This window comes from Roseomonas sp. TF40, assembly GCF_057219975.1.
This window is the reverse complement of record NZ_JBXVVR010000002.1, coordinates 374,348-395,035: the sequence shown is the minus strand read 5'-3', so window position 1 is coordinate 395,035 and position 20,688 is coordinate 374,348. Positions and strand designations below refer to the sequence as shown.

Annotated in this window: 16 protein-coding genes; 12 read left to right on the top strand and 4 right to left on the bottom strand. The window is 70.4% G+C overall.

Annotated elements, in window-relative coordinates; genetic code table 11:
* The 3 genes from AC2D9U_RS07900 to AC2D9U_RS07890 all read right to left on the bottom strand — a co-directional run bounded on the left by AC2D9U_RS07900 (position 1) and on the right by AC2D9U_RS07890 (position 2,051).
* Positions 1 to 888, bottom strand: coding sequence for an AEC family transporter (locus AC2D9U_RS07900; protein ID WP_484747927.1), 888 nt, complete (start codon positions 886 to 888; stop codon positions 1 to 3).
* Between the two features lie 30 nt (positions 889 to 918).
* The gene (locus tag AC2D9U_RS07895; protein ID WP_484747926.1) at positions 919 to 1,431 is read right to left on the bottom strand and encodes a hypothetical protein; all 513 of its coding nucleotides are present in this window, start codon (positions 1,429 to 1,431) and stop codon (positions 919 to 921) included.
* Between the two features lie 92 nt (positions 1,432 to 1,523).
* Positions 1,524 to 2,051 (bottom strand): bactofilin family protein, encoded by a 528-nt coding sequence (locus AC2D9U_RS07890; RefSeq protein ID WP_484747925.1) that lies wholly within the window; start codon positions 2,049 to 2,051, stop codon positions 1,524 to 1,526.
* A gap of 368 nt (positions 2,052 to 2,419) precedes the next feature.
* Here AC2D9U_RS07890 and AC2D9U_RS07885 point away from each other — a divergent pair, with 368 nt between their 5' ends.
* The 3 genes from AC2D9U_RS07885 to AC2D9U_RS07875 all read left to right on the top strand — a co-directional run bounded on the left by AC2D9U_RS07885 (position 2,420) and on the right by AC2D9U_RS07875 (position 6,657).
* A complete protein-coding gene (locus AC2D9U_RS07885; protein ID WP_484747924.1) occupies positions 2,420 to 3,406 on the top strand; it encodes an adenosine kinase in 987 nt (328 codons plus the stop codon).
* Between the two features lie 156 nt (positions 3,407 to 3,562).
* Positions 3,563 to 5,392 carry a translational GTPase TypA gene (gene typA / locus AC2D9U_RS07880; RefSeq protein WP_484747923.1) on the top strand — a complete coding sequence of 610 codons (1,830 nt, stop codon included), beginning with the start codon at positions 3,563 to 3,565 and terminating at the stop codon, positions 5,390 to 5,392.
* A 242-nt stretch (positions 5,393 to 5,634) separates the two neighbouring features.
* Positions 5,635 to 6,657 carry a calcium-binding protein gene (locus AC2D9U_RS07875; protein WP_484747922.1) on the top strand — a complete coding sequence of 341 codons (1,023 nt, stop codon included), beginning with the start codon at positions 5,635 to 5,637 and terminating at the stop codon, positions 6,655 to 6,657.
* Positions 6,658 to 7,152: 495 nt separating this feature from the next.
* On the opposite strand, the gene AC2D9U_RS07870 is transcribed toward AC2D9U_RS07875, so the two are convergent.
* Positions 7,153 to 12,672, bottom strand: a complete 5,520-nt coding sequence (locus tag AC2D9U_RS07870) for a beta strand repeat-containing protein (protein WP_484747920.1) — start codon at positions 12,670 to 12,672, stop codon at positions 7,153 to 7,155.
* Positions 12,673 to 12,834: 162 nt separating this feature from the next.
* Between AC2D9U_RS07870 and AC2D9U_RS07865 the strand changes: the two genes are divergently transcribed.
* From AC2D9U_RS07865 to AC2D9U_RS07825, 9 genes are all read left to right on the top strand, one after another.
* A complete protein-coding gene (locus AC2D9U_RS07865) occupies positions 12,835 to 13,791 on the top strand; it encodes an acetyl-CoA carboxylase carboxyltransferase subunit alpha (protein WP_484747918.1) in 957 nt (318 codons plus the stop codon).
* A 2-nt stretch (positions 13,792 to 13,793) separates the two neighbouring features.
* Positions 13,794 to 15,287 (top strand): MFS transporter, encoded by a 1,494-nt coding sequence (locus AC2D9U_RS07860; protein WP_484747916.1) that lies wholly within the window; start codon positions 13,794 to 13,796, stop codon positions 15,285 to 15,287.
* A gap of 220 nt (positions 15,288 to 15,507) precedes the next feature.
* Positions 15,508 to 16,188: a calcium-binding protein gene (locus AC2D9U_RS07855; protein ID WP_484747914.1), complete on the top strand. Its 681-nt coding sequence runs from the start codon at positions 15,508 to 15,510 to the stop codon at positions 16,186 to 16,188.
* Positions 16,189 to 16,254: 66 nt separating this feature from the next.
* A complete protein-coding gene (locus tag AC2D9U_RS07850) occupies positions 16,255 to 16,971 on the top strand; it encodes a calcium-binding protein (protein WP_484747912.1) in 717 nt (238 codons plus the stop codon).
* Positions 16,972 to 17,061: 90 nt separating this feature from the next.
* On the top strand, positions 17,062 to 17,502 hold the full coding sequence (locus tag AC2D9U_RS07845) for a cytidine deaminase (RefSeq protein WP_484747910.1): 441 nt from the start codon (positions 17,062 to 17,064) through the stop codon (positions 17,500 to 17,502).
* Between the two features lie 114 nt (positions 17,503 to 17,616).
* A complete protein-coding gene (locus AC2D9U_RS07840) occupies positions 17,617 to 18,306 on the top strand; it encodes a calcium-binding protein (RefSeq protein WP_484747908.1) in 690 nt (229 codons plus the stop codon).
* 120 nt (positions 18,307 to 18,426) lie between these two features.
* Positions 18,427 to 19,113, top strand: a complete 687-nt coding sequence (locus AC2D9U_RS07835; RefSeq protein WP_484747906.1) for a calcium-binding protein — start codon at positions 18,427 to 18,429, stop codon at positions 19,111 to 19,113.
* Positions 19,114 to 19,276: 163 nt separating this feature from the next.
* Entirely contained in the window at positions 19,277 to 19,771 is a 495-nt protein-coding gene (locus tag AC2D9U_RS07830) for a hypothetical protein (protein WP_484747904.1), read from the top strand.
* 80 nt (positions 19,772 to 19,851) lie between these two features.
* On the top strand, positions 19,852 to 20,673 hold the full coding sequence (locus tag AC2D9U_RS07825) for a calcium-binding protein (protein WP_484747901.1): 822 nt from the start codon (positions 19,852 to 19,854) through the stop codon (positions 20,671 to 20,673).
* Positions 20,674 to 20,688: the final 15 nt, after the last annotated feature.

The following is a 20,688-nucleotide window of genomic DNA, read 5'->3' as shown; positions in this document are numbered from 1 at the left end:
TCAGCGCATCAACAGCCACACCCAGAGCGGCAGGGTGAGCATGGACGCCACATGCTCACTGGTCGTGATCGCCGCCATCAGCGGCGCGTCGCCGCCCATGGCGCGGGCCATGACATAGCTGGTCGCGGCGGTGGGCAGGGCCATGAACAGCACGGCGATCACGGTGGGCAGATGGGCAAGGCCCAGCGCCGCACAGAGCGCCCAGGTCATCGCCGGCATCACCAGCAGCTTCAGCACCGCCGTCGCTGCCTGGGTGCCCGGCCGGTCGCCCAGGCCCTGCAACGTCAGCGCCGCGCCGACGCAGAGCAGGCCGAGCGCGACCGAGGCCTGGCCCAAGGCCCGCAGCATCGGCCCCAGCCCGGCCGGCAGCCCGCCCGCGAGCGACAGCGCGAAGCCGGCGAGACAGCCCAGGATCAGCGGGTTGAACAGCACCTGCCGGGCCAGCCGCAGCGGCCGCACCCGCTCATCCCGGCCGAGCCCGAAGGCAAGTGTGGCCACCGCCTGCACGAAGGGCACGATCAGCCCGGTGGCGACCGCGGCCATGGCGATGCCCGGCCCGCCCCAGAAGGCGCCGGCCAGGGCGAAGCCCATCAGGTTGTTGAAGCGGATGCCGCCCTGCAGCACCGAGGTCATGGCCGCATGCCCATGCCCGAGCAGCCGCGCGAGCCCCACCGACAGCGCCGTGCCCAGCGCCAGCGCGCCCCAGACCGCCACCGCCATCCCCCCCACCGGCAGGGCGCGCAGGTCCGTCCCGGCCAGGGCATGGGCGATCAGGCAGGGCAGCAGCACCCAGAAGATCAGCCGCTCGATCCCGGCCCAGACCGCGTCGTCACGCAGCAGCCGCCGGCGCAGCAGGGCGCCGAGGCCGAGCAGCCCGAAGATCGGCACGAAGGCATCCAGCCAATGGACCAGGGCGGTTCAGCCCGTCTCGGCTGCGAAGCCGCCGCCGGGGCGCAAGGCGGCGCCGCGGGCGATGTCGCGCAGGCAGGCGGCCTCGCCGCGCCGCGCCGTGCCGACGGCGCGCGCCTGGGCATAGGCCACGCGCAGCGTCGGCTGCGGCCCGTCCTCCCGGTACAGGACCAGATCGAGGTGGCATTGCGTGGCGGCGTAGTGCCAGACCTCGGCCGGCCCCTCGGCCCGGCGCAGCCGCGGCTCGCCGAGCCAGCGGGTGATCGTCTCCGGCACCTGGCCGACAAGCTGGCCGGCCATGGCGGGCGGGGTCGCGGTATCGGCGGCGGCGGCGCGCGGCGGCGCGGGGGCCGGGGGGGCGGAGACCTCGCCCCCGGCGGCCGGGGCGCGCGGGGCGATGCCGGCCAGATTGGCCTGGTGGGTGGCGAGCGCCTCCTGCAGCACGGCGCCGGCATCGGCGGGGTCGGGCTGGGCGCAGGCGATGGGCAGCAACAACAGCAGGGGGAGCAGCGCGCGGTGCATCTGGGACCCCTCATCCCGGTCGGGCCGGGGCTTCAGGACAGGCAGGCGGAAAGGGGCGCCGGCGCGATGCGGGCCGGCGCCCCCTTCGGAACTCAGCCTTCGGCCATCCGGGGCGCCGGGCCGGGGGCCACCGGGCCGTCGCCGAGCATTTCCATGCGGCCGGAGAGCTGGCCGCCATCCTCGACCATCAGGCGGCGGCAGCGCGCCACGCCGACGATGCGGCCCGTGCCGCGGATCACCAGCATGCCGCGCGCGGTCAGCGTGCCGTCGAACACGCCGGCGATCTCGGCATCCTCGACCTGGACCTCGCCCTTGAAGACGCCGGTCTGGCTGACCGAGAGCTCGGTCGCCTGGATCATCTGGCTTTCCACCGTGCCCTCGACCACCAGGCGCTCGGCGTCGCTGACCGTGCCCTGCAGGCTGATGCCCCGGCCGACCACCAGGGTGCGGCGGTCCTGCACGCCGGGGCGGGGGATGCCGCCCTGCGCCGGGGCGGCGGGCATGCCGCCCATCGGCGCCCCGCCCATCTGCGGCGGACGCGGCGGAATGGCCGTGCCGGCGGGCGGCGTCGGGCCGGCGGGCATGGTGGGGGTGGGCGTCGGCTTCTGCGTCATGCTCATGGCGGTTGCATCCCTGCTGGCGGGTGGGCGCGTGGTGGGGGCCCCGAGATCGGGGTCGCGGGCGGTGGGAACGAAGGCGGGCTGGGGTGACTCCGCGCGCTGCCGCGCCTCCTCCCCCGGGGCGGCCGGCTTTTCGTCACGCCGGCGGCCGAAGACATTCATGATCGTCCCCCTTTTCAACGATGGGCCAGCCCCCCGACCCGGGGCACCGGCTAACATGCGCGTGCCGCCGGCGGCAACCGGCGCGGGCATCACGTCTGGCGCTTTTGCCGGGCCAGCTGCCACAGGACTATGCGATCCCGTCCCGATACGGCAGTTTCCGGCGGCGTTTCGCCCCCCATCCCCGCCAGAGCCAGGATCCCGCCCGCATGACCGCTGTCCCCACCCTCGACCTGCTCGGCATCGGCAATGCCATCGTGGACGTGCTCGCGCGTGCCGATGACGCCTTCCTGGCCCGGCACGGCATGGCCAAGGGCGGCATGGCGCTGATCAGCACCGAGCAGGCGGATGCGATCTACGCCGCCATGGGCCCGGGGGTGGAAAGCTCCGGCGGCTCGGCCGGCAATACCTGCGCGGTGGCCGCCGCGCTGGGCGCGCGCGTCGGCTATCTCGGCAAGGTGGCGGATGACGCGCTCGGCCAGGTCTTCGCGCACGACATCCGCGCCGCCGGCGTGCGCTTCCCCAGCAAGCCGCTGGTCGGCGGTGCGCCGACGGCACGCTGCCTGATCCTGGTCACCCCCGACAGCCAGCGCACCATGAACACCTATCTCGGCGCCTGCGTGGCCTTCGGCCCGGACGACGTGGACGAGGCCGAGGTCGCCTCCGCCGCCGTCACCTATCTGGAGGGCTACCTGTTCGACCCGCCCGCCGCCCAGGCCGCCTTCCGCAAGGCGGCGCAGGCCGCCCATGCCGCCGGGCGGCGCATCGCCCTGACCCTGTCGGACCCCTTCTGCGTCGGCCGCCACCGCGCCGCCTTCCGCGCCTTCGTGCAGGAGGAGACGGACATCCTCTTCGCCAATGAGGCCGAGCTGCTCAGCCTCTACGAGACCGAGGATTTCGACGCCGCCCTGGCGCAGCTGCGCGGCGAGGTGATGCTGGCCGCGGTGACGCGCAGCGAGCAGGGCAGCGTGGTGATCGCGGGCGACCAGACCTTCCCCATCGCCGCCGTGCCGACCGAGGTGGTGGACACGACCGGCGCGGGCGATGCCTATGCCGCCGGCTTCCTCGCCGCCATGGCGCTGGGCAAGGCGCTGCCGGAATGCGGCCGCTGGGGCTCGGTGGCGGCGGCCGAGGCGATCAGCCATTTCGGCGCCCGCCCCCAGGCGGACCTGAAGGCGCTGGTCGCCCGGGGGTAGCCCCCTTGCGCTTCGCGCTCGCTTTTTCGGCGCGATGCCCCTATGTGTGCGCCGCATCAAGCAAAAGGCCGGATCTTGCGCCCGCGGTGACCGTCATGAAGCGGTCATCGAACGGGGTGGTAGGGGTCGGCCCGAAACGGAAGTCGGACTGCACCCATGGATATCCGCAACGTCGCGATCATCGCGCATGTCGACCACGGCAAGACCACGCTGGTCGACAACCTGCTGAAGCAGGCGGGCGCCTTCCGCGCCAACCAGGTGGTGGCCGAGCGCGCGCTCGACCGCAACGACCTGGAGCGCGAGCGCGGCATCACCATCCTCGCCAAATCCACCGCGGTGGAGTGGAAGGGGGTCAAGATCAACATCGTGGACACGCCCGGCCACGCCGATTTCGGCGGCGAGGTGGAGCGCATCCTCTCCATGGTCGATGGCGCCGTGGTGCTGGTCGATGCGGCGGAGGGCGTGCTGCCGCAGACCAAGTTCGTGCTGACCAAGGCACTGGCGCGCGGCATCAAGCCGATGGTCGTGGTCAACAAGGTGGACCGCGCCGATGCGCGCCCGGACGACGTGCACACCGAGATGTTCGACCTCTTCGCCGCGCTCGGCGCGGATGACGAGCAGCTCGACTTCCCGATGCTCTTCGCCTCCGGCCGCCAGGGCTGGGCCGACCCCACCATGGACGGCCCGCGCAAGGATCTCTCCGCGCTGTTCGACCTGATCCTGAAGCATGTGCCCGCGCCGGGGCTCGATGCCTCCAAGCCCTTCGCGATGAACGCCGCGATCCTGGAGGCCGACAATTTCCTCGGCCGCATCCTGACCGGGCGCATCGAGCAGGGCACCGCGAAGCTGAACATGCCCGTGAAGGTGCTGCGCCGCGACGGCACGGTGGTGGAGACGGGGCGCCTGACCAAGCTGATGACCTTCAGCGGGCTCGAGCGCGTGGTGGTGGACACCGCCTATGCCGGCGACATCATCGCCATCGCCGGGCTCGAGAACGGCACCATCCCGGACACGATCTGCGACCCGGCCGTGGCCGCGCCGCTGCCCGCCATCCCGGTGGATCCGCCCACGCTGGCCATGACCTTCCGCATCAATGACGGCCCGCTCGGCGGGCGTGAGGGCAAGAAGGTGACCTCGCGCCAGATCCGCGACCGCCTGATGAAGGAGGCCGAGGGCAACGTCGCCATCACCGTGAAGGTGAGCGAGGAGGTGGACGCCTTCGAGGTCGCCGGCCGCGGCGAGCTCCAGCTCGGCGTGCTGATCGAGCAGATGCGCCGCGAGGGCTTCGAGCTCACCATCGGCCGCCCGCGCGTGCTGATGCGCGAGAACCCGGAGACCGGCGAGAAGGAGGAGCCCTATGAGGAATGCCTCGTCGACGTCGATGAGGAGTATTCGGGCGTGGTCGTGCAGAAGCTCAGCCTCCGCAAGGGCCAGATGCAGGACATGCGGCCCTCGGGCGGCGGCAAGCAGCGCCTGACCTTCCTGATCCCTTCGCGCGGGCTGATCGGCTACCATGGCGAGTTCCTGACGGACACGCGCGGCACCGGCATCATGAACCGCATCTTCGCCGGGTATCAGCCCTATGCCGGCACCATCGAGGGCCGCCGCAACGGGTCGCTCATCTCGAACTCGGATGGCGAGGCGATCCAGTATTCGCTGTTCTACCTGCAGGAGCGCGGCACGCTCTTCGTCGATCCGGGCGTGAAGGTCTATGTCGGGATGATCCTCGGCGAGCATTCGCGCGACAACGACCTGGACGTGAATCCGATCAAGGAGAAGAAGCTCACCAACATCCGCGCCGCCGGCAAGGATGAGGCCCTGCTGCTGGTTCCCCCCCGGCGCATGAGCCTGGAGCAGGCGATCGCCTATATCGAGGATGACGAACTCGTGGAGGTGACGCCCACGGCGATCCGCCTGCGCAAGCGCTACCTCGACCCGCATGAGCGCAAGAAGCACGCCCGCCGCGCGGAGAGCGAGGCGGCGTGATGCGATGACCCGAGGGCCGCTAGGCCCGAAGGTCTGAATCGCATCACCAACGACTTGCGGAGAGCGATGCGGCGTAAAGCGCCCGCACCGTTGTTGGGATACGGGAAGCCCGGGCCGCAAGGTCCGGGCTTTTCCATGCCCGACATCGGCCGCGCCTATCGCCGCCATCGGCGATTCCCCATGTCCCCGCCCCGCCCCGGCCGATAGGATCGCGCCCCGCGACACCACAGCCGGGCCCCCCCATGCGCAGCTCCCCCCTTCCGATCCCCCCCGCCGCATTGCGCCGGGTCACCGGCGGCAAGCAGGTGGAGGGCTCGGGCGCCGCCGACCACCTCCGCGGCGGCAAGGATGATGACCACCTCTTCGGCCAGGGCGGCGACGACCACATCAACGCCAATGACGGCCATGACAGGGCGCAGGGCGGCGAGGGGCAGGACACCATCCTCGGCGGCGCCGGCAACGATACGCTCGAGGGCGAGGCCGGCCACGACCTGCTGCGCGGCGAGGCCGGGCACGACTATCTCTGGGGCGGCGAGGGCAACGACACGCTGCGCGGCGAGGCCGGCGACGACATTGCCTTCGGCGAGGCCGGGCATGACAGCCTCGAGGGCGGCGAGGGCAACGACTACCTCTCGGGCGGCGAAGGCAATGACCGGCTCGAGGCCGGCAGCGGCAACGACATGCTGCTCGGCGATGCGGGCGATGACAGCCTCAACACCGGCGCCGGCGACGACATGGCCCGCGGCGGCGAGGGCCGCGACACGCTGCGCGGCGGTGCGGGCGACGACACGCTCGACGGCGGCGAGGGCCGCGACCGGCTCGACGGCAATGAGGGCGACGACCTGCTGCAGGGCGGCGCGGGCGACGACACGCTGTTCGGCGGCGCGGGCCGCGACGAGATCCATGGCGGCGAGGGCATCGACGTGATCTCGGGCGGCGCGGACGGCGTCGCCGATGGCGCAGCGGACCTGATCGATGCCGGCGGCGGCGATGACCGCCTCTCCTGGCGCCCGGGCCAGGGCAACGACACCTTCATCGGTGGCGAGGGCCACGACATGCTGATCCTCGAGGGCATGACCCAGGCGCAGTTCCTGGAAGGGCTCGTGCTGAACACCGGCGGTGTGACGGTGCGGATCGACCAGGAAGGCTTCATCCGCTTCACCGATGCCAGCGGCTGGCCGATGAGCGCGAGCGGCAAGGTGACCGTGGGCGGCGAGACCATCAGCTTCGCCAGCCTCGAGACGCTCTGGGTCGCGCCGCGCTAGGGCCTGTGGACAGTTGGGGCCGGGATGCAGCCGGCGAGGGATTTTTCGGGCTGGGAAGGCGGACAGCGGAGCCGATGGCTATCCATCGGCGAGCATGGCCAACGCGCCCAGCACGGAAAAGCACCGGCGGATGCGCCCGCAGCCCAAGTGTCCACAGGCCCTAGAGCAATATGCGTTCAGATGGGTCGCGGCGCTGCCGCGACGCTGAAGGCATTTCTTGTTCTAGATTCAATGTTTTCTGGAGCACGCTGCGTTCATCAGAACACAGCATGCTCTGGGAAGAAACGGGTGGTCGGGGCCGCGCGAGCGAACCCTGGTGCAAGACAGGCCGGCCCGCCGCCGCGATGTGATGCATCGTGGCAAATCGCCGGACGCATCCTCCCTGGAGAGGCGCCGCGCAGCGGACGGACTCCCCGCTTTTACGCAGCCTGCAGGAGAAGTTCGCGATCGGATGGAATCATCTGATCGGAACGCTTGTTGCTCCGGGCGGCACCGTCAGGCGATCAGCGTGATGTCGGCGGCCGTGACCACCGGCCGCCCGGCGAACTGCATCATCGCGACCGAAGCCGCGCCGCCGCTGCCATCCGCGTCGAACCACAGCCGCCCGGTATCGGTTTCGTAGATGAATTGCGGCGTGCCGGCCGCCGCACTCGCCGCGCCGGTGGTGTTGGCGGCGAAATTCGCCGCCCCCAGCCCACCGGCCGCGAGGTTGCCGAAGCCCGCGCGGGTGAATTCCAGCCGGTCCACCAGATGCTCGAAGCCGAGCATGCGGTCGCCCACCGCCTCCGCGACATTGGCCCAGCGGAAGACATCGGCCACGCCAGCCTCGCCCGTCAGGCGATCCGCGCCCGCGCCCCCCACCAGCGTGTCGCCACCGCCCCCGGCGGTCAGCACGTCATTGCCAGCACCGCCCTCCAGCAGGTCGGCGCCGGTCTGGCCGTTCAGCACGTCATTGCCATCGCCGCCCTGCAGCGTGTCCGCCCCGCCCGCCCCGTTCAGCGTGTCATTGCCGCCGAGGCCCGCGAGCAGGTTGGCGCCGGCATTGCCGAGCATCTGGTTGCCGCCGGCATTGCCGGTGCCCGAGAGGTTCGTGCTGCCGAGCAGGCGCAGGATCTCCACCTCCGCCGCCAGCGTCGCGGTGACCGTGGCGCGCACCTCATCACGCGTGCCGCCGCCCGCGATCTCCACCACCAGGTCGAGCGCGTCGCGAATCAGGTAGATGTCGTCATTCGCGCCACCCACCAGGCTGTCCGCCGCGCCGGCGCCGCCATCGAGCGTATCGGCGCCGATGCCGCCCAGCAGCGTGTCCGCGCCGTCATTGCCGTTCAACAGATCGGCCCCGCCGAGACCCGAAAGCAGGTTGGCGGCGCCATTGCCATCGAGCGTGTTGCCGCCCTCGCTGCCCGTGCCGTTCACGGCCCCGGCCAGCATCACCAGCACCTCGAAGCCATTGGCCAGGGTGAAGGTGACGCTGGTGCGCACCGTGTCGCGGCCATCGCCACCGGTCTCGTTCAGCACGTCGCCGGCCGCATCGACGATGTAGACATCGTCGCCGAGCCCGCCGAACAGGCGGTCGGCGCCGGTGCCGCCATCGAGCGTATCGGCGCCGTCACCGCCCGTCAGCCGGTCATTCTGCGCGCCACCCTGCAGGCTGTCGCCGCCCGCGCCACCTTCCAGCGTATCGGCGCCATCGAGGCCCTGCAGCGTGTCGTTGAGGTCGCTGCCGAAGATGCTGTTGCCGAGCGCATTGCCGGTGCCGCGGCCGGGCACGATCAGGCGCAGCACCTCGATGCCCTCGCCGATCGTATGGCTGGCCGCGGCGATGACGGTATCGGCCCCGCCATCGAGCTCATCGGCGGTAACATCGCCGATGTCATCGACACGGTAGAGATCATTGCCCGCCCCGCCGAACAGAGTGTCCGCCCCCGCGCCGCCATCCAGCGTATCCGCCCCGCCGAGGCCGATCAGCCGGTTGCCTCCGCCATTGCCGAGCAGGATGTTGTCGCCGTCATTGCCCGTGCCGGAGATGCCGAGCGAACCGGTGAGGGTCAGGTGTTCGAGCGGCGTGGCGAGCGTGAAGGTCACGCTGCTCTGCACCAGGTCGATGCCGCCATTGTCGGCGCCGCCCAGCGTCTCGTTCACCACGTCGCTGGCACTGTCGACGGCATAGGTATCGTTGCCCGCACCGCCGGCCATGCTGTCGACATTGGCGCCGCCCGAGAGGCTGTCCGCGCCGTCACCGCCGATCAGCGTGTCATTGCCGCTGCCGCCCGCGAGCGTATCCGCGCCCGCCTCGCCGAACAGGCTGTCGGCCCCGCTCAGGCCGGAGAGCAGGTTGTCGAAGCCATTGCCGCGCAGCGTGTTGTTCGCGCCGTTGCCCGTGCCCGTCAGCGCCGCGCCGATGAGCTCCAGGTTCTCGATGTCGGCGCCCAGCGTCCAATCCGCGAGCGAGACGACCGTATCGATGCCGCCGCCGCCCGTCTCGGAGGCGATGTCGTTGAGCCCGACAAGGTAGCGGTCATCGCCCAGCCCGCCCTGCAGCGTGTCGGCGATGGTGTCCATCCCGCCATCGAGCGTGTCCGCACCATCCAGGCCGCGCAGCAGGTTCCGCCCGTTCTCGCCCCGGATGAAGTTGTCGAGCGCATTGCCCGTGCCATCCAGGTCGCCAACGCCGAGCAGCAGCGTCTCGACCTCCGCGGCCAGCGCCGCGATGGAGATGGTGGAGCCCACCGTATCCCGGCCTTCGCCGGCGAACTCGAGAACCGAATCGCCGGCGTGATCGACGAGGTAGAAATCATTGCCCTCGCCGCCCAGCATGCTGTCGGCGGCACTGAAGCCTTCATTGTCGCCGTAGAGCGCGTCATCGCCCGCGCCACCCACCAGCGTATCGGCACCCGCATCGCCGAAGAGCTGGTCGTTGCCCTCACCACCGGAGATGACATCATCGCCATCGACCACGCCGGGCTGGGTGAAGCTGCCCAGGCCGAAGATCACATCGTCGCCATCGATGCCGTTGATGGAATCATTGCCGCTGCCGCCCTGGAGCGTGTCGGCGCCCGCGCCGCCATCGATCTGGTCGACATCCTGCCCGCCGAAGATGAGGTCGTCGCCCTCCTGGCCGAAGAGGATGTCGAAGTTGAATTCGCCGGCATTCTCGCCATCGTCGAACTCGTCGCCATAGATCGTGTCGGCGCCGTCGCCGCCATGGATGCTGTCGAAGTCACCACCGCCGCGCAGCAGATCATTGCCCAGCCCGCCATAGAGATAGTCGGTGCCGCCAGCACCCTGGATGGTATCGCCGCCGTTGCCACCCTCGATGGTGTTGCTGGCGGCGTTGCCGATCAGCGTGTCATTGCCGGCACCGGCGACGATGGCCTCGAAATTGGTGAACAGCTCGTCGATGAAATTGGTCAGCCCGCTCACCAGGTTGACGGCGTAGTCGCCCGCGTAGCTCGATGTGTCGATCGTGTCGGCACCAGTGCCACCATCGGCATTGTCGGAACCCAGGACGGCGAAGATGTAGTCGTCACCCTCCTCGCCCAGGGCCGTGTAGCCACCCAGTTCCGGCCGGAGCGTATCCGCCCCCGCCCCGCCCACGAGGCGATCCAGATAGCCGGAGCCGAGGATGGAATCCGCGCCTTCGCCCCCCACCAGCGTGTTGACTTCGGCATTGCCGATCAGCGTGTCATCGCCGTTGCCGCCGATCACCGCCTCGATCGATGCGAGGATCTCACCCGGATTGCTGGTCGTGCCGGCGCCGAGATCGACCCGGTAGCCGCCATCGATCCGCGACGCATCGAGCGTATCCGCGCCCAGCCCGCCATCGGCCCGGCCGAAGCCGGCGATGACGATCAGGAGGTCGTTGTCGCCCTCGCCATAGAGCTGGTCGCCGCCGGCGCCGCCCTCCAGCGTATCCGCGCCCAGATCGCCGAAGAGCAGATCCTGCACCGTATCCGCGCCGGCGAGGAGCAGGTCGTCGCCCGCATCGCCGAACAGCTGGTCCGCCCCGGCCTCGCCCCGCAGCGTGTCATTGTCGGCGCCGCCCACCAGCACGTCGCGGTTGAGACTGCCGACGAGGCTGTCATTGCCGGCTTCGCCGTCGAGGTCGTGGAAATCGAAGGCCTGCAGCACGGTTGCGCTGGCAAAGACGGTGTCCGCTCCGGCGCCTGCATTGAGCACGATGGTCAGGCCCACGCCGAAGCCCGGCGAGAAGGTGTTCAACGGGCGGAAGTCGTAGACATCGTTCAGCGCCGTGCCGTTGAAGATCGTGAAGAAGGTGTCCAGCAGCTCGAGGTTCACGAAGGGCAGGGTGGTGCCGAGCTGCACCTGGCCCTCGAACAGGTCCGCGCCGTCATTGCCGTCGCCGCCATCGACGATCCAGCCGGTCAGGTCGGTGACGCTGTTGAGGTCGAAGCCGTCATCATCACCCTCGCCGAACATGCGGTCGGCACCGGTGCTGCCCTGGAAGGTGTCGTTGCCGGCGCCGCCGCGCAGCGTGTCCGAGCCCTCGCCCCCATTGAGCTGGTCACCATCCGCATCGCCGAAGAGCTGGTCGTCCCCGGCATCGCCGTTCAGCGTGTCGCTGCCCGCCCCGCCTTCCAGCGTATCGGCCTCGCCAAGCCCGTTGATCCGGTCGCCCCCGCCGCCACCCCGCATGCGGTTGGCGCCCGCGGTGCCGAGCAGCGTATCGGCGCCGTTGCCCGAGACGATGTGCTCGAACTCCGTGAAGCTCTCGCCCGCGAAATTGGTCTGGCCGGTGGCGAGATCCACGCGGTAATTGCCGCTGAAGCCGGTGGTGTCGAGCGTGTCCGATCCCGTGCCGCCGATGCCCACATCGGTGCCGTTGGCGGCGAAGATCAGGTCATCGCCGCCGCCGCCATCCTGCGTGTCGGCGCCGAAGAACCCGCGCAGCGTATCCGCGCCCTCACCGCCCAGCAGCCGGTCCGTGGCCGAGGAGCCGTCGAGCTGGTCATTGCCGGAGAAGCCCCACAGGGTGCTGCCGGCGGCCAAGGCCGTGAGCGTATCGCCGCCGCTGCCGCCGATCAGGTTCTCGATGCCCTCGATCGTCGCACCGATGTTGTTGGTGGCGGCCGCGAGGTTCACCGCCACCGCGGTCGTGAAGGCGCTCAGATCCAGCGTGTCCGACCCCGCGCCGCCGACCAGCGTGTCGCCCGAGGCCTCGGCCGTGCTGCGGATGACGAAGGTGTCGTTGCCGTCGCCGCCGACGAGGCTGTCCGCCCCCAGCTCGCCGATCAGCGTGTCATTGCCCGTGGAGCCCACCAGGGTGTCCGCACCGCTGCCGCCCACGAGGTAGTCGTTGTCCGCCGCACCATCCAGCCGATCCAGGCTGGCGCCCCCGATCAGCACATCGTCGCCATCGCCGCCATTCACCTGGTTCCAGTACTGGTCCGGCGGACTCAGGAAACGCAGGATGTCGAGACTGGTATTGGAGGTATAGACGGTATCCGCCCCCGCGCCGGCGGTCAGGCTCCGCAGCTCCGCCGGCAGGTTGAAGCCGGCCGAGAAGGTGTTGAAGGGGCGGAAATCGTAGAAATCATTGCCCGCCGTGCCGAGGAATTGCGTGAGATAGGTGTCCAGCACCTCGATGGCGATGAAGGGCAGGGTCGTGCCGAGCTGCACGACGCCCTGGATCAGGTCCACGCTGTCATTGCCGGCGCCGCCATTGACCACCCAGCCCGCGAGGTTGGTGACCCCATTCAGGTCGAAGCCGTCATTGCCCCCCTCGCCATAGAGGGAATCCTGGCCCGTCGTGCCGACGATGACGTCATCGCCGTCATGGCCATAGACCACGTCATTGCCCGCGCCGCCCCGCAGCGTGTCGTTGCCGATCCAGCCATCGATCGTGTCGTTGCCGCCGCCGCCATCGACGATGTCGGCGCCCTCCCCGGCGAAGATGCTGTCGGGCGCGTCGGTCGGCACGCCGCCCGGCAGGACGGGGCGGACCAGGTCGGGCGTGATGGTGTCGTCGCCCGTCGTCCCACTGATGTTTGCCATGACGTGTCGCCCCTCGATCCCGAGAGGCAGTCTAAATAACGATCTAGACGTGACAACGCGCAATGTCGCGTGATCGCGCAAAGGTCAACACCGGGGGCGGGGCCGGCCTCGCCCTTCCCCCCTTGCGCTTTCCGGGCTATCCGGGGCGCGTAAGGGAACCCGATGCGCCACTTCCTGGAATTCGAAAAACCCATCGCCGAGCTCGAAGGCAAGATCGAGGAGCTGAAGCGCGCCACCGATGCCGGCGGCATCGACGTGGCCGATGAGGTCGGCAAGCTCTCCGACAAGGCCGAGGCGCTGCTGCGCCAGACCTATGCCAAGCTCACGCCCTGGCAGAAGACCCTGGTCGCCCGGCACCCGGACCGGCCCAAGGCGATGGATTATGTCCGCGGCCTGATCGAGGACTGGACGCCGCTGGCCGGCGACCGCGCCTTCGCCGATGACGCCGCCGTGCTGGCCGGGCTCGGCCGCTTCCAGGGCCGCGCCGTGGCGGTGCTCGGCACGGAGAAGGGCCGCGATACCGAGGCCCGGGTGAAGCACAATTTCGGCATGGCCCGGCCCGAGGGCTACCGCAAGGCGCGCCGGATCATGGAACTCGCCGGGCGCTTCGGCCTGCCGATCCTCAGCTTCGTCGACACCGCCGGCGCCTTCCCGGGCATCGAGGCCGAGGCGCGCGGCCAGGCCGAGGCCATCGCCCGCTCGATCGAGGCCGGGCTCGACGCGCCCGTGCCCTTCATCGCCACCATCATCGGCGAGGGCGGCTCGGGCGGCGCCATCGCCCTGGCCTCGGCCGACCGGGTGCTGATGCTCGAGCACGCGGTCTATTCCGTGATCTCGCCCGAGGGCTGCGCCTCCATCCTGTGGCGCGACGCCGCGCAGGCGCCGCAGGCGGCCGATGCGCTGAAGCTGACGGCAGAGGATCTGCGCCGCCTCGCCCTGATCGATGCCATCATCGCCGAGCCGCTGGGCGGGGCGCATCGCGACCCGGCGGCGATGCTCGCCGCCGTCTCCCGCCAGGTGCAGGACAGCCTCACGCCGCTGCTGTCGCTGGATGGCGCGACGCTGAAGGCGCGCCGGCGCGAGAAATTCCTCGAGATGGGCCGCGCGGGCGTCGTTTAGGCATGGCCGCGCCCGCCGCGCCGCTGCCACCGGCGGAGCTGCGTCGCCTCTTCTTCCGCGTCTTCCCCGCCGTCGGCTTCGCCATGTTCGGCGCGGCCATCGACCAGACCATCGTCGCCGCCGCGCTGCCCGCCATCGCGCGATCCCTGGGCGAGGTCGAGCGCGTCTCCTGGATCGTCGTCGTCTATCTGGTGGCGAACACCGTGGCCGCGCCGGTCTATGGGCGGCTGGGCGACGCCTTCGGGCGCAAGGCGATGCTGCTGGTCGCACTCGGCGTCTATGCGCTGGGGGCGAGCCTCTGCGCCCTCGCGCCCAGCCTCACCTGGCTGGCCGCGGCCCGGCTGGTGCAGGGCTTCGGCGGCGGCGGGCTGATCGCGCTTTCCGTCGCGCTGATCGCCGAGGTCATTCCGCCGCGCGAGCGTGGCAGCTTCCAGGCCTGGATCGCGGCGGTCTTCACCGCGGCCAGCGCGCTCGGCCCCGTCGCGGGCGGGTTCCTGACGCAGGAATTCGGCTGGCGCTCGGTCTTCATGCTGCAATTGCCGCTGAGCGCCGTGGCGGCGTATTTCGCCGTGACGCGGCTGCGCGCGGCGGAGAAGGGCTCGCGCCGGGGCTTCGCCTTCGACTGGGCGGGGCTGCTGCTCTTCGCACTCTTCGTCGGCCCGGCGCTGCTGGCGCTGGACCAGGTGCGCCGGCTCTCGCCGGGGCCACTGCTGGTCGCGGCCTGCCTCGCCGTGGTGGCACTGGCGGCGCTGTGGCTGCTGCTGCGCCAGGAGCGCCGCGCCCCGGACCCGCTGCTGCCGCTGGGCCTGCTGGGCGAGCCCACCATCTGGCGGGCGAACCTGCTGACGGGCAGCGTCTCGGGCGCCTTCGTGGGTTCCATCGCCTTCCTGCCGATCTATTTCGCGACGGTGCGCGACCTCTCGCCGGGCGAGGCGGGATTGGCGCTGCTGCCGCTGGCGGCCTGCGCGGGGTTGGGGGCGCTGGTCTCAGGCGCGGGGCTGGCCCGCACGGGGCGGACCATGCTCTGGCCGATGATCGGGCTGAGCATCGCGGCGGTAACGCTGCTGGCCGTGGCGCTGGGGCTGGGGCGGATGCCGCTGGTGGTGATGGCGGGGCTGCTGGCCGTGGTCTCGATGGGCTTCGGCAGTTCCTTCCCGATGGTGCAGGTGACGGTGCAGGTGGCGGCGGGGCGGGAGCGGCTGGGCTCGGCCACGGCATCCGTTCAGTTCTGCCGCTCGCTGGGGGCGGCGACGGGCACGGCGCTGCTGGGGGCGGTGCTGTTCGGCACGCTGGTGGCGATCGGCGGCGAGGCCGCGCCGCGCTTCGTTGCGCTGGTGAACCACGGCCCGGTCGCGCTGGCGGACCTCGGCGCGGCGGCGCGGCAGGACTTCCGCGAGGAGATGACGGCGGCCTTCCGCGCCGCCTTCGCCACAGCCGCGGCGCTCACCGCCTTCGCCGCCTGGATGGCGAGCCGGGTGCCGCTGCAGAAGGTGTAGAGCAATATGCGTTCAGATGGGTCGCGGCGCTGCCGCGACGCATGCGATCCGGACGCTGGCTTCGCAGAGACCTTGAGGCCTGCAGAATAGGAATCTCCATTTCTTGATCTTCGTGCCATCGGACTTGCCTATACCCTCCACAGGATCAGTCCGCGTTCCGATCGACGCTGCCGGCCGATAGGTTGAGGCCATCGGAACACGCAACAGAAAGGAGGCTCCGATGACCAAGACCCTCAAGATCATCGACACTGCCGCGCTGGCCAAGGCCACCGGCGGCACGCAGCTCCAGGGCGGGGCCGGCAACGATGTCCTGACCACCGGCCACGCCGACGATCTGGTGTTCGGCAATGGCGGCAACGACGTGATCCACACCGGCGCCGGCCACGACCAGGCCCAGGGCGGTGACGGCAACGACCACATCGACATGGGCAGCGGCAACGACCTGGCCTTCGGCGGCAATGGCGACGACCGGATCATGCTGGGCGACGGCAATGACCAGGGCCAGGGCGGGGCGGGCAACGACGCCCTGGATGGCGGGCACGGCGCCGACCAGCTCTTCGGCGGCGAAGGCAATGACCGGATGGATGGCGGCCAGAACGACGGGGCCGCCGACTACGCCGAAGGCGGGGCGGGCGATGACAGCTTCGCCTGGGGCGTGGGCGACGGCAACGACACCTTCCAGGGTGGGACGGGCCGCGACACGGTGGTGCTGGACGGTGTCTCCGAGCATCAGCTCCGCCAGGGGCTGTCGCTGTGGACGAGCGGCCTGACCATGCATGTGAACCACGGCGTGGTGACCTTCACCAACGCCCACGGCCAGCCCGCCAGCTTCGCCGGCACGCTGACCATCGGCGGCCAGACGCTCACCTTCCAGGATATCGAGAGCTTCAGGCTGGCCTGACCATCCACACCGCCCGGGGGATGACCCCCGGGCGGCCCTTCATTCCTGCACCGCAAGGAGGCGCAGATGTCCATCACCCCGAAACCCCTCGATCCCCGTACGCTGGCGCAGGTCGCAGGCGGCACCGGCGGGCTGCAGGGCCACAATGGCGACGACCTGATCGTGGACAGCCCCGACGACATGCTGCTCGTCGGCGGGGCCGGCGACGACCTCCTGGTCGGCGGCGCGGGCGATGACCTGATCATCACCGGCACCGGCAATGACCAGGCGGAGGGCCGCGGCGGAGACGACGACATCAGCACCGGCTCGGGCCATGACAGCGCCTTCGGCGGCGCCGGCGCGGACCAGATCCTGCTCGGCGAGGGCTTCGACTTCGCCCAGGGCGACGAAGGCAACGACCGCATCGATGGCGGCGGGCAATCCGACCAGATCTTCGGCGGCGCGGGCGACGACACGCTCGATGGCGGCGCGCGCGACGACGCGGCGGACTACGCCCAGGGCGATGCCGGCGACGACACCTTCCTCTGGGGCCCGGGCAGCGGCAACGACATGTTCCAGGGCGGCGAGGGGCGCGACACGCTCCAGCTGCAGGGCGTGACGATCGATGCGCTGAAGCAGGGGCTCGACCTGTGGAACCACGGGCTGACGCTGGATGTGGGCGCGGATGGCGTGGTGCGCTTCCTCGACGCCGCCGGCCAGCCGGCCAGCTTCAGCGGCACCTTCACCCTGGGCGGCGAGACGCTGAGCTTCCAGGATGTGGAGCGGATCGTGCTGGCGGGCTGAAGCTGCCAGGCGGGGCCGGATCGGCGATGACGATCCGGCCCCGCACATGCCAGGCTGGCCGCCGCGCCGCGGACAGGAGAGGATGTTGCGATGCCAGACCAGAAGACGGCGCCCGAACCGCCCCCCGGACCGCCTGGGGATGCCGCCCTGCGCGCGGCGGCCGAGGCGGTGCGCGCGCGCGCCCATGCGCCCTATTCCAACTTCCAGGTGGGTGCGGCGCTGCGTTGCGCGGACGGCACGATCATCGCCGGCTGCAATGTCGAGAATGCCAGCTACGGCGCCACCATCTGCGCCGAGCGCGGCGCGGTGATGGCCGCGCTGGCGCAGGGGCAGCGCCACTTCACCGCGGTCGCCATCGCCGGCCCGCCGGGCGTGGCGCTCGGCCCCTGCGGGATGTGCCGCCAGGTGCTCTCGGAATTCTCGCCGGATGGCGCGCTGCGCGTGCTGACGCGCGATGCCGCCGGCGCGCCGCGCGCCACCACCCTGGCCGCGCTGCTGCCCGATCCCTTCGGCGCGCGCGACCTGCGCTGAGACCCGCACCGCCATCGGCTGCGCCTATGGCGGTGACTGAAAATCCTCACAGTACGCGGCGGGCGATCTCCGGTTAGGGTTCGCTCATCGGGACACGAACAGAAGGAGGCTCCGATGACCAGCAAGAACCCCACGACGATCGACACCGCAGGCCTGGCGAAGGTGAGCGGCGGCCAGCAGGTGAACGGCACCTCGGGCAACGACAACATCTTCACCGGGAATGAGAACGACCTGGTGTTCGGCAATGGCGGCCACGACCTGATCCTCACCGGGGACGGCGATGACCAGGTGCAGGCGGGCGAGGGCAGCGACGAGGTGAATGCCGGCAGCGGCAACGACCTGGTGTTCGGCCAGGGCGGCAACGACGTGCTCTACGGCCAGGACGGCCAGGACCAGCTGCAGGGCGGCGAGGGCAACGACTTCCTCGATGGCGGCGCGGGCGGCGACCAGCTCTTCGGCCAGGAAGGCAACGACATCATCGATGGCGGTGGCCGCGACGGCGCGGCCGACTATGCCGAGGGTGGGTCCGGCGACGACATCTACGTCTGGACGCCGGGCAGCGGCAACGACACCTTCCAGGGCGGCAGCGGGCAGGACATGATCGCCCTGACCAATGTGACGCAGCACCAGCTCACGCAGGGGCTGAACCTGTGGACCGGTGGCCTGACGATGCATGTGGACAACCAGGGCTTCGTCACCTTCACCAACGCCAGCGGCCAGCCGTCCAGCTTCTCGGGCACGCTGACCATCGATGGCCAGACGCTGACCTTCCAGGATGTGGAGAAGCTGAAGATCGGCGTCTGAGAAGCGGCGGGGGCATCCGGGCAACACGCCCGGATGCCCCTGGTCCGGCCGTGACCGATTGAACCCGCACCCCGACCCGCAGGCGCCCCTGCCAAGGGCGCATGGAGAAGGACAGCCCGGATGACGACCCAGCAGGCAGCCCTCAGCGCCGATGACCTCGCCAAGGTCAGCGGCGGCCAGCAGGTGGCAGGTGGCGCCGGCCATGACACCATCCTGACCGGCGACGGGGCGGATACGGTGTTCGGCGGGGCGGGCGACGACCTGATCAACACCCAGGGCGGCGACGACCAAGTGCTGGCCGGCGAGGGCGATGACAGCTTCTTCGCCGGCCACGGCAACGACCTGGTGCTCGGCGAGGGCGGCGACGACCGCATCGAGGGCGGCGGCGGACAGGACCGGCTCCTGGGCGGTACCGGGCAGGATACGCTCGATGGCGGGCAGGACGCCGACACGCTCTACGGTGGCGAGGACAACGACATCCTCGATGGCGGCGCGGGCGACGATGCGGCCGACTATGCCGACGGTGGTGCGGGCGATGACCTCTTCGCCTGGTCACCGGGCGATGGCAACGACACCTTCCGGGGTGGCTCGGGCCAGGACGTGATCCACCTGCCGACCGTGTCGGAATCGCAGCTTCGCCAGGGGCTGGCGATGTGGAGCGGCGGTCTGACCATGCAGGTGGACCAGTATGGCTATGTGAGCTTCACCAATGCCGCGGGCCAGGCCGCCAGCTTCTCCGGCACGCTGACCATCGATGGTCAGACGCTGGTCTTCCAGGAAGTGGAGAAGCTGAAGATCGGCGTCTGAGAAGCGGCGGGGGCATCCGGGCAACGCGCCCGGATGCCCCTTTTCTGCCGGCGACATCGCGATCGGCAAGACCTCTCGCGGCGACGGAAGCCAGGCGTGTTCCCAGGCGGCCTGGTCCCGGCTTAGGCTTTGCCCATCAGGACCCAGACCAACGGAGCTTTCCATGAACGAAACGAATTCCAAATCCTTGGATCCGGCCGAGCTGGCGAAGGTAAGCGGCGGCCAGCAGCTGCAGGGCGGCGCGGGCCCGGATGAGCTCACCGGCGGCGCGGGCGCCGACATCCTCCTCGGCGGCGGCGGCGATGACGTGCTCGATGGGGGCGCGGAGGATGAGGCCGATGACCGCGCCGAGGGCGGCGCGGGCAACGATACCTTCATCTGGGCCCCGGGCGATGGAAACGACACCTTCCGCGGCGGCGAGGGCCAGGACACCCTCTATCTGGCGACCGTGGTGGAGTGGCAGCTGTACCAGCACTCGGATCTGCGCTTCGGACTGCACATATCGACGCCGGGTGTGACCATGCATGTGGACCCGCAGGGCTATGTGACCTTCACAGACGCCCGCGGCCAGCCGGCGACCATCTCCGGTACCTTCGTCAACGGGTATGACACGCTGACCTTCGAGAATGTGGAACGGCTGCGGATCGAGCCGGGCTGACCCACCCGCTTGCAAGCGGGCGACATGGCCCGGATGCACAACCCACCCAGAACATGACAGGCAGACGAGAAGAAACCCCGATGACCACGCCGCGCACCCCCCTCAGCACAGACAAGCTCGCCCAGGTCAGCGGCGGCCAGCAGGTCACTGGCACCGGAATCTCCGACTATATCGTGACCGGTGCCGAAAACGACACGGTGTTCGGCCTGAACGGCCATGACCTCATCATCACCGGCGATGGCGATGATCTGGTGGAAACCGGCGATGGCTATGACGAGGTCAAGGCGGGCGGGGGCAATGACACGGTCTATGGCGATGGCGGCTCCGACAAGATCTTCGGCGGGGACGGCGATGACCTGCTCGAAGGCGGCGACGGCTATGACGGGCTCGATGGCGGCGCCGGCAATGACGAGCTGAATGGCGGCGATGGCGACGGCTACGCTTTCGGCGGCGAGGGCGACGACACCGTGCGCGGCGGTGAGGGCCGGGACAAGCTGTTCGGCAATGATGGCGACGACAAGCTGTTCGGCGGCGGCGGCAGGGACCAGCTGGACGGTGGCGGCGGCAATGACTGGCTCGATGGCGGCCTGCGCGACGGTGCGGGCGACCGTGTGGCGGGCGAGGGCGGCGACGACACCTATATCTGGTCGCCGGGCGACGGCAACGACACCTTCGGGGGCGGCACGGGCGAGGATCTCCTGATCCTGCAGGGCGTGACCGAGGACCAGCTGCGCCAGGGGCTGAACCTGGACGGCACGGGCCTGACGATGCAGGTCAGCAACGGCTTGGTGACCTTCGTCGATGCCACCGGCCAGCCCGCCAGCTTCTCCGGCACGCTGACCCTGGAGGGTGAGACGCTCACCTTCGCGGAGATCGAGCAGCTGCGCCTCACCTTCCTGTGAGCCCGCGGCGACGGA

Bases quoted from the DNA above. Each gene is read 5' to 3' on its own strand.
- AC2D9U_RS07850 (WP_484747912.1), top strand. From the start codon at position 16,255: ATGTCCATCACCCCGAAACCCCTCGATCCCCGTACGCTGGCGCAGGTC.
- AC2D9U_RS07865 (WP_484747918.1), top strand. From the start codon at position 12,835: ATGCGCCACTTCCTGGAATTCGAAAAACCCATCGCCGAGCTCGAAGGC.
- AC2D9U_RS07875 (WP_484747922.1), top strand. From the start codon at position 5,635: ATGCGCAGCTCCCCCCTTCCGATCCCCCCCGCCGCATTGCGCCGGGTC.
- AC2D9U_RS07890 (WP_484747925.1), bottom strand. From the start codon at position 2,051: ATGAGCATGACGCAGAAGCCGACGCCCACCCCCACCATGCCCGCCGGC.
- AC2D9U_RS07835 (WP_484747906.1), top strand. From the start codon at position 18,427: ATGACGACCCAGCAGGCAGCCCTCAGCGCCGATGACCTCGCCAAGGTC.
- AC2D9U_RS07845 (WP_484747910.1), top strand. From the start codon at position 17,062: ATGCCAGACCAGAAGACGGCGCCCGAACCGCCCCCCGGACCGCCTGGG.
- AC2D9U_RS07830 (WP_484747904.1), top strand. From the start codon at position 19,277: ATGAACGAAACGAATTCCAAATCCTTGGATCCGGCCGAGCTGGCGAAG.
- AC2D9U_RS07885 (WP_484747924.1), top strand. From the start codon at position 2,420: ATGACCGCTGTCCCCACCCTCGACCTGCTCGGCATCGGCAATGCCATC.
- AC2D9U_RS07860 (WP_484747916.1), top strand. From the start codon at position 13,794: ATGGCCGCGCCCGCCGCGCCGCTGCCACCGGCGGAGCTGCGTCGCCTC.
- AC2D9U_RS07840 (WP_484747908.1), top strand. From the start codon at position 17,617: ATGACCAGCAAGAACCCCACGACGATCGACACCGCAGGCCTGGCGAAG.
- AC2D9U_RS07870 (WP_484747920.1), bottom strand. From the start codon at position 12,672: ATGGCAAACATCAGTGGGACGACGGGCGACGACACCATCACGCCCGAC.
- AC2D9U_RS07825 (WP_484747901.1), top strand. From the start codon at position 19,852: ATGACCACGCCGCGCACCCCCCTCAGCACAGACAAGCTCGCCCAGGTC.
- AC2D9U_RS07895 (WP_484747926.1), bottom strand. From the start codon at position 1,431: ATGCACCGCGCGCTGCTCCCCCTGCTGTTGTTGCTGCCCATCGCCTGC.
- AC2D9U_RS07855 (WP_484747914.1), top strand. From the start codon at position 15,508: ATGACCAAGACCCTCAAGATCATCGACACTGCCGCGCTGGCCAAGGCC.
- typA (WP_484747923.1), top strand. From the start codon at position 3,563: ATGGATATCCGCAACGTCGCGATCATCGCGCATGTCGACCACGGCAAG.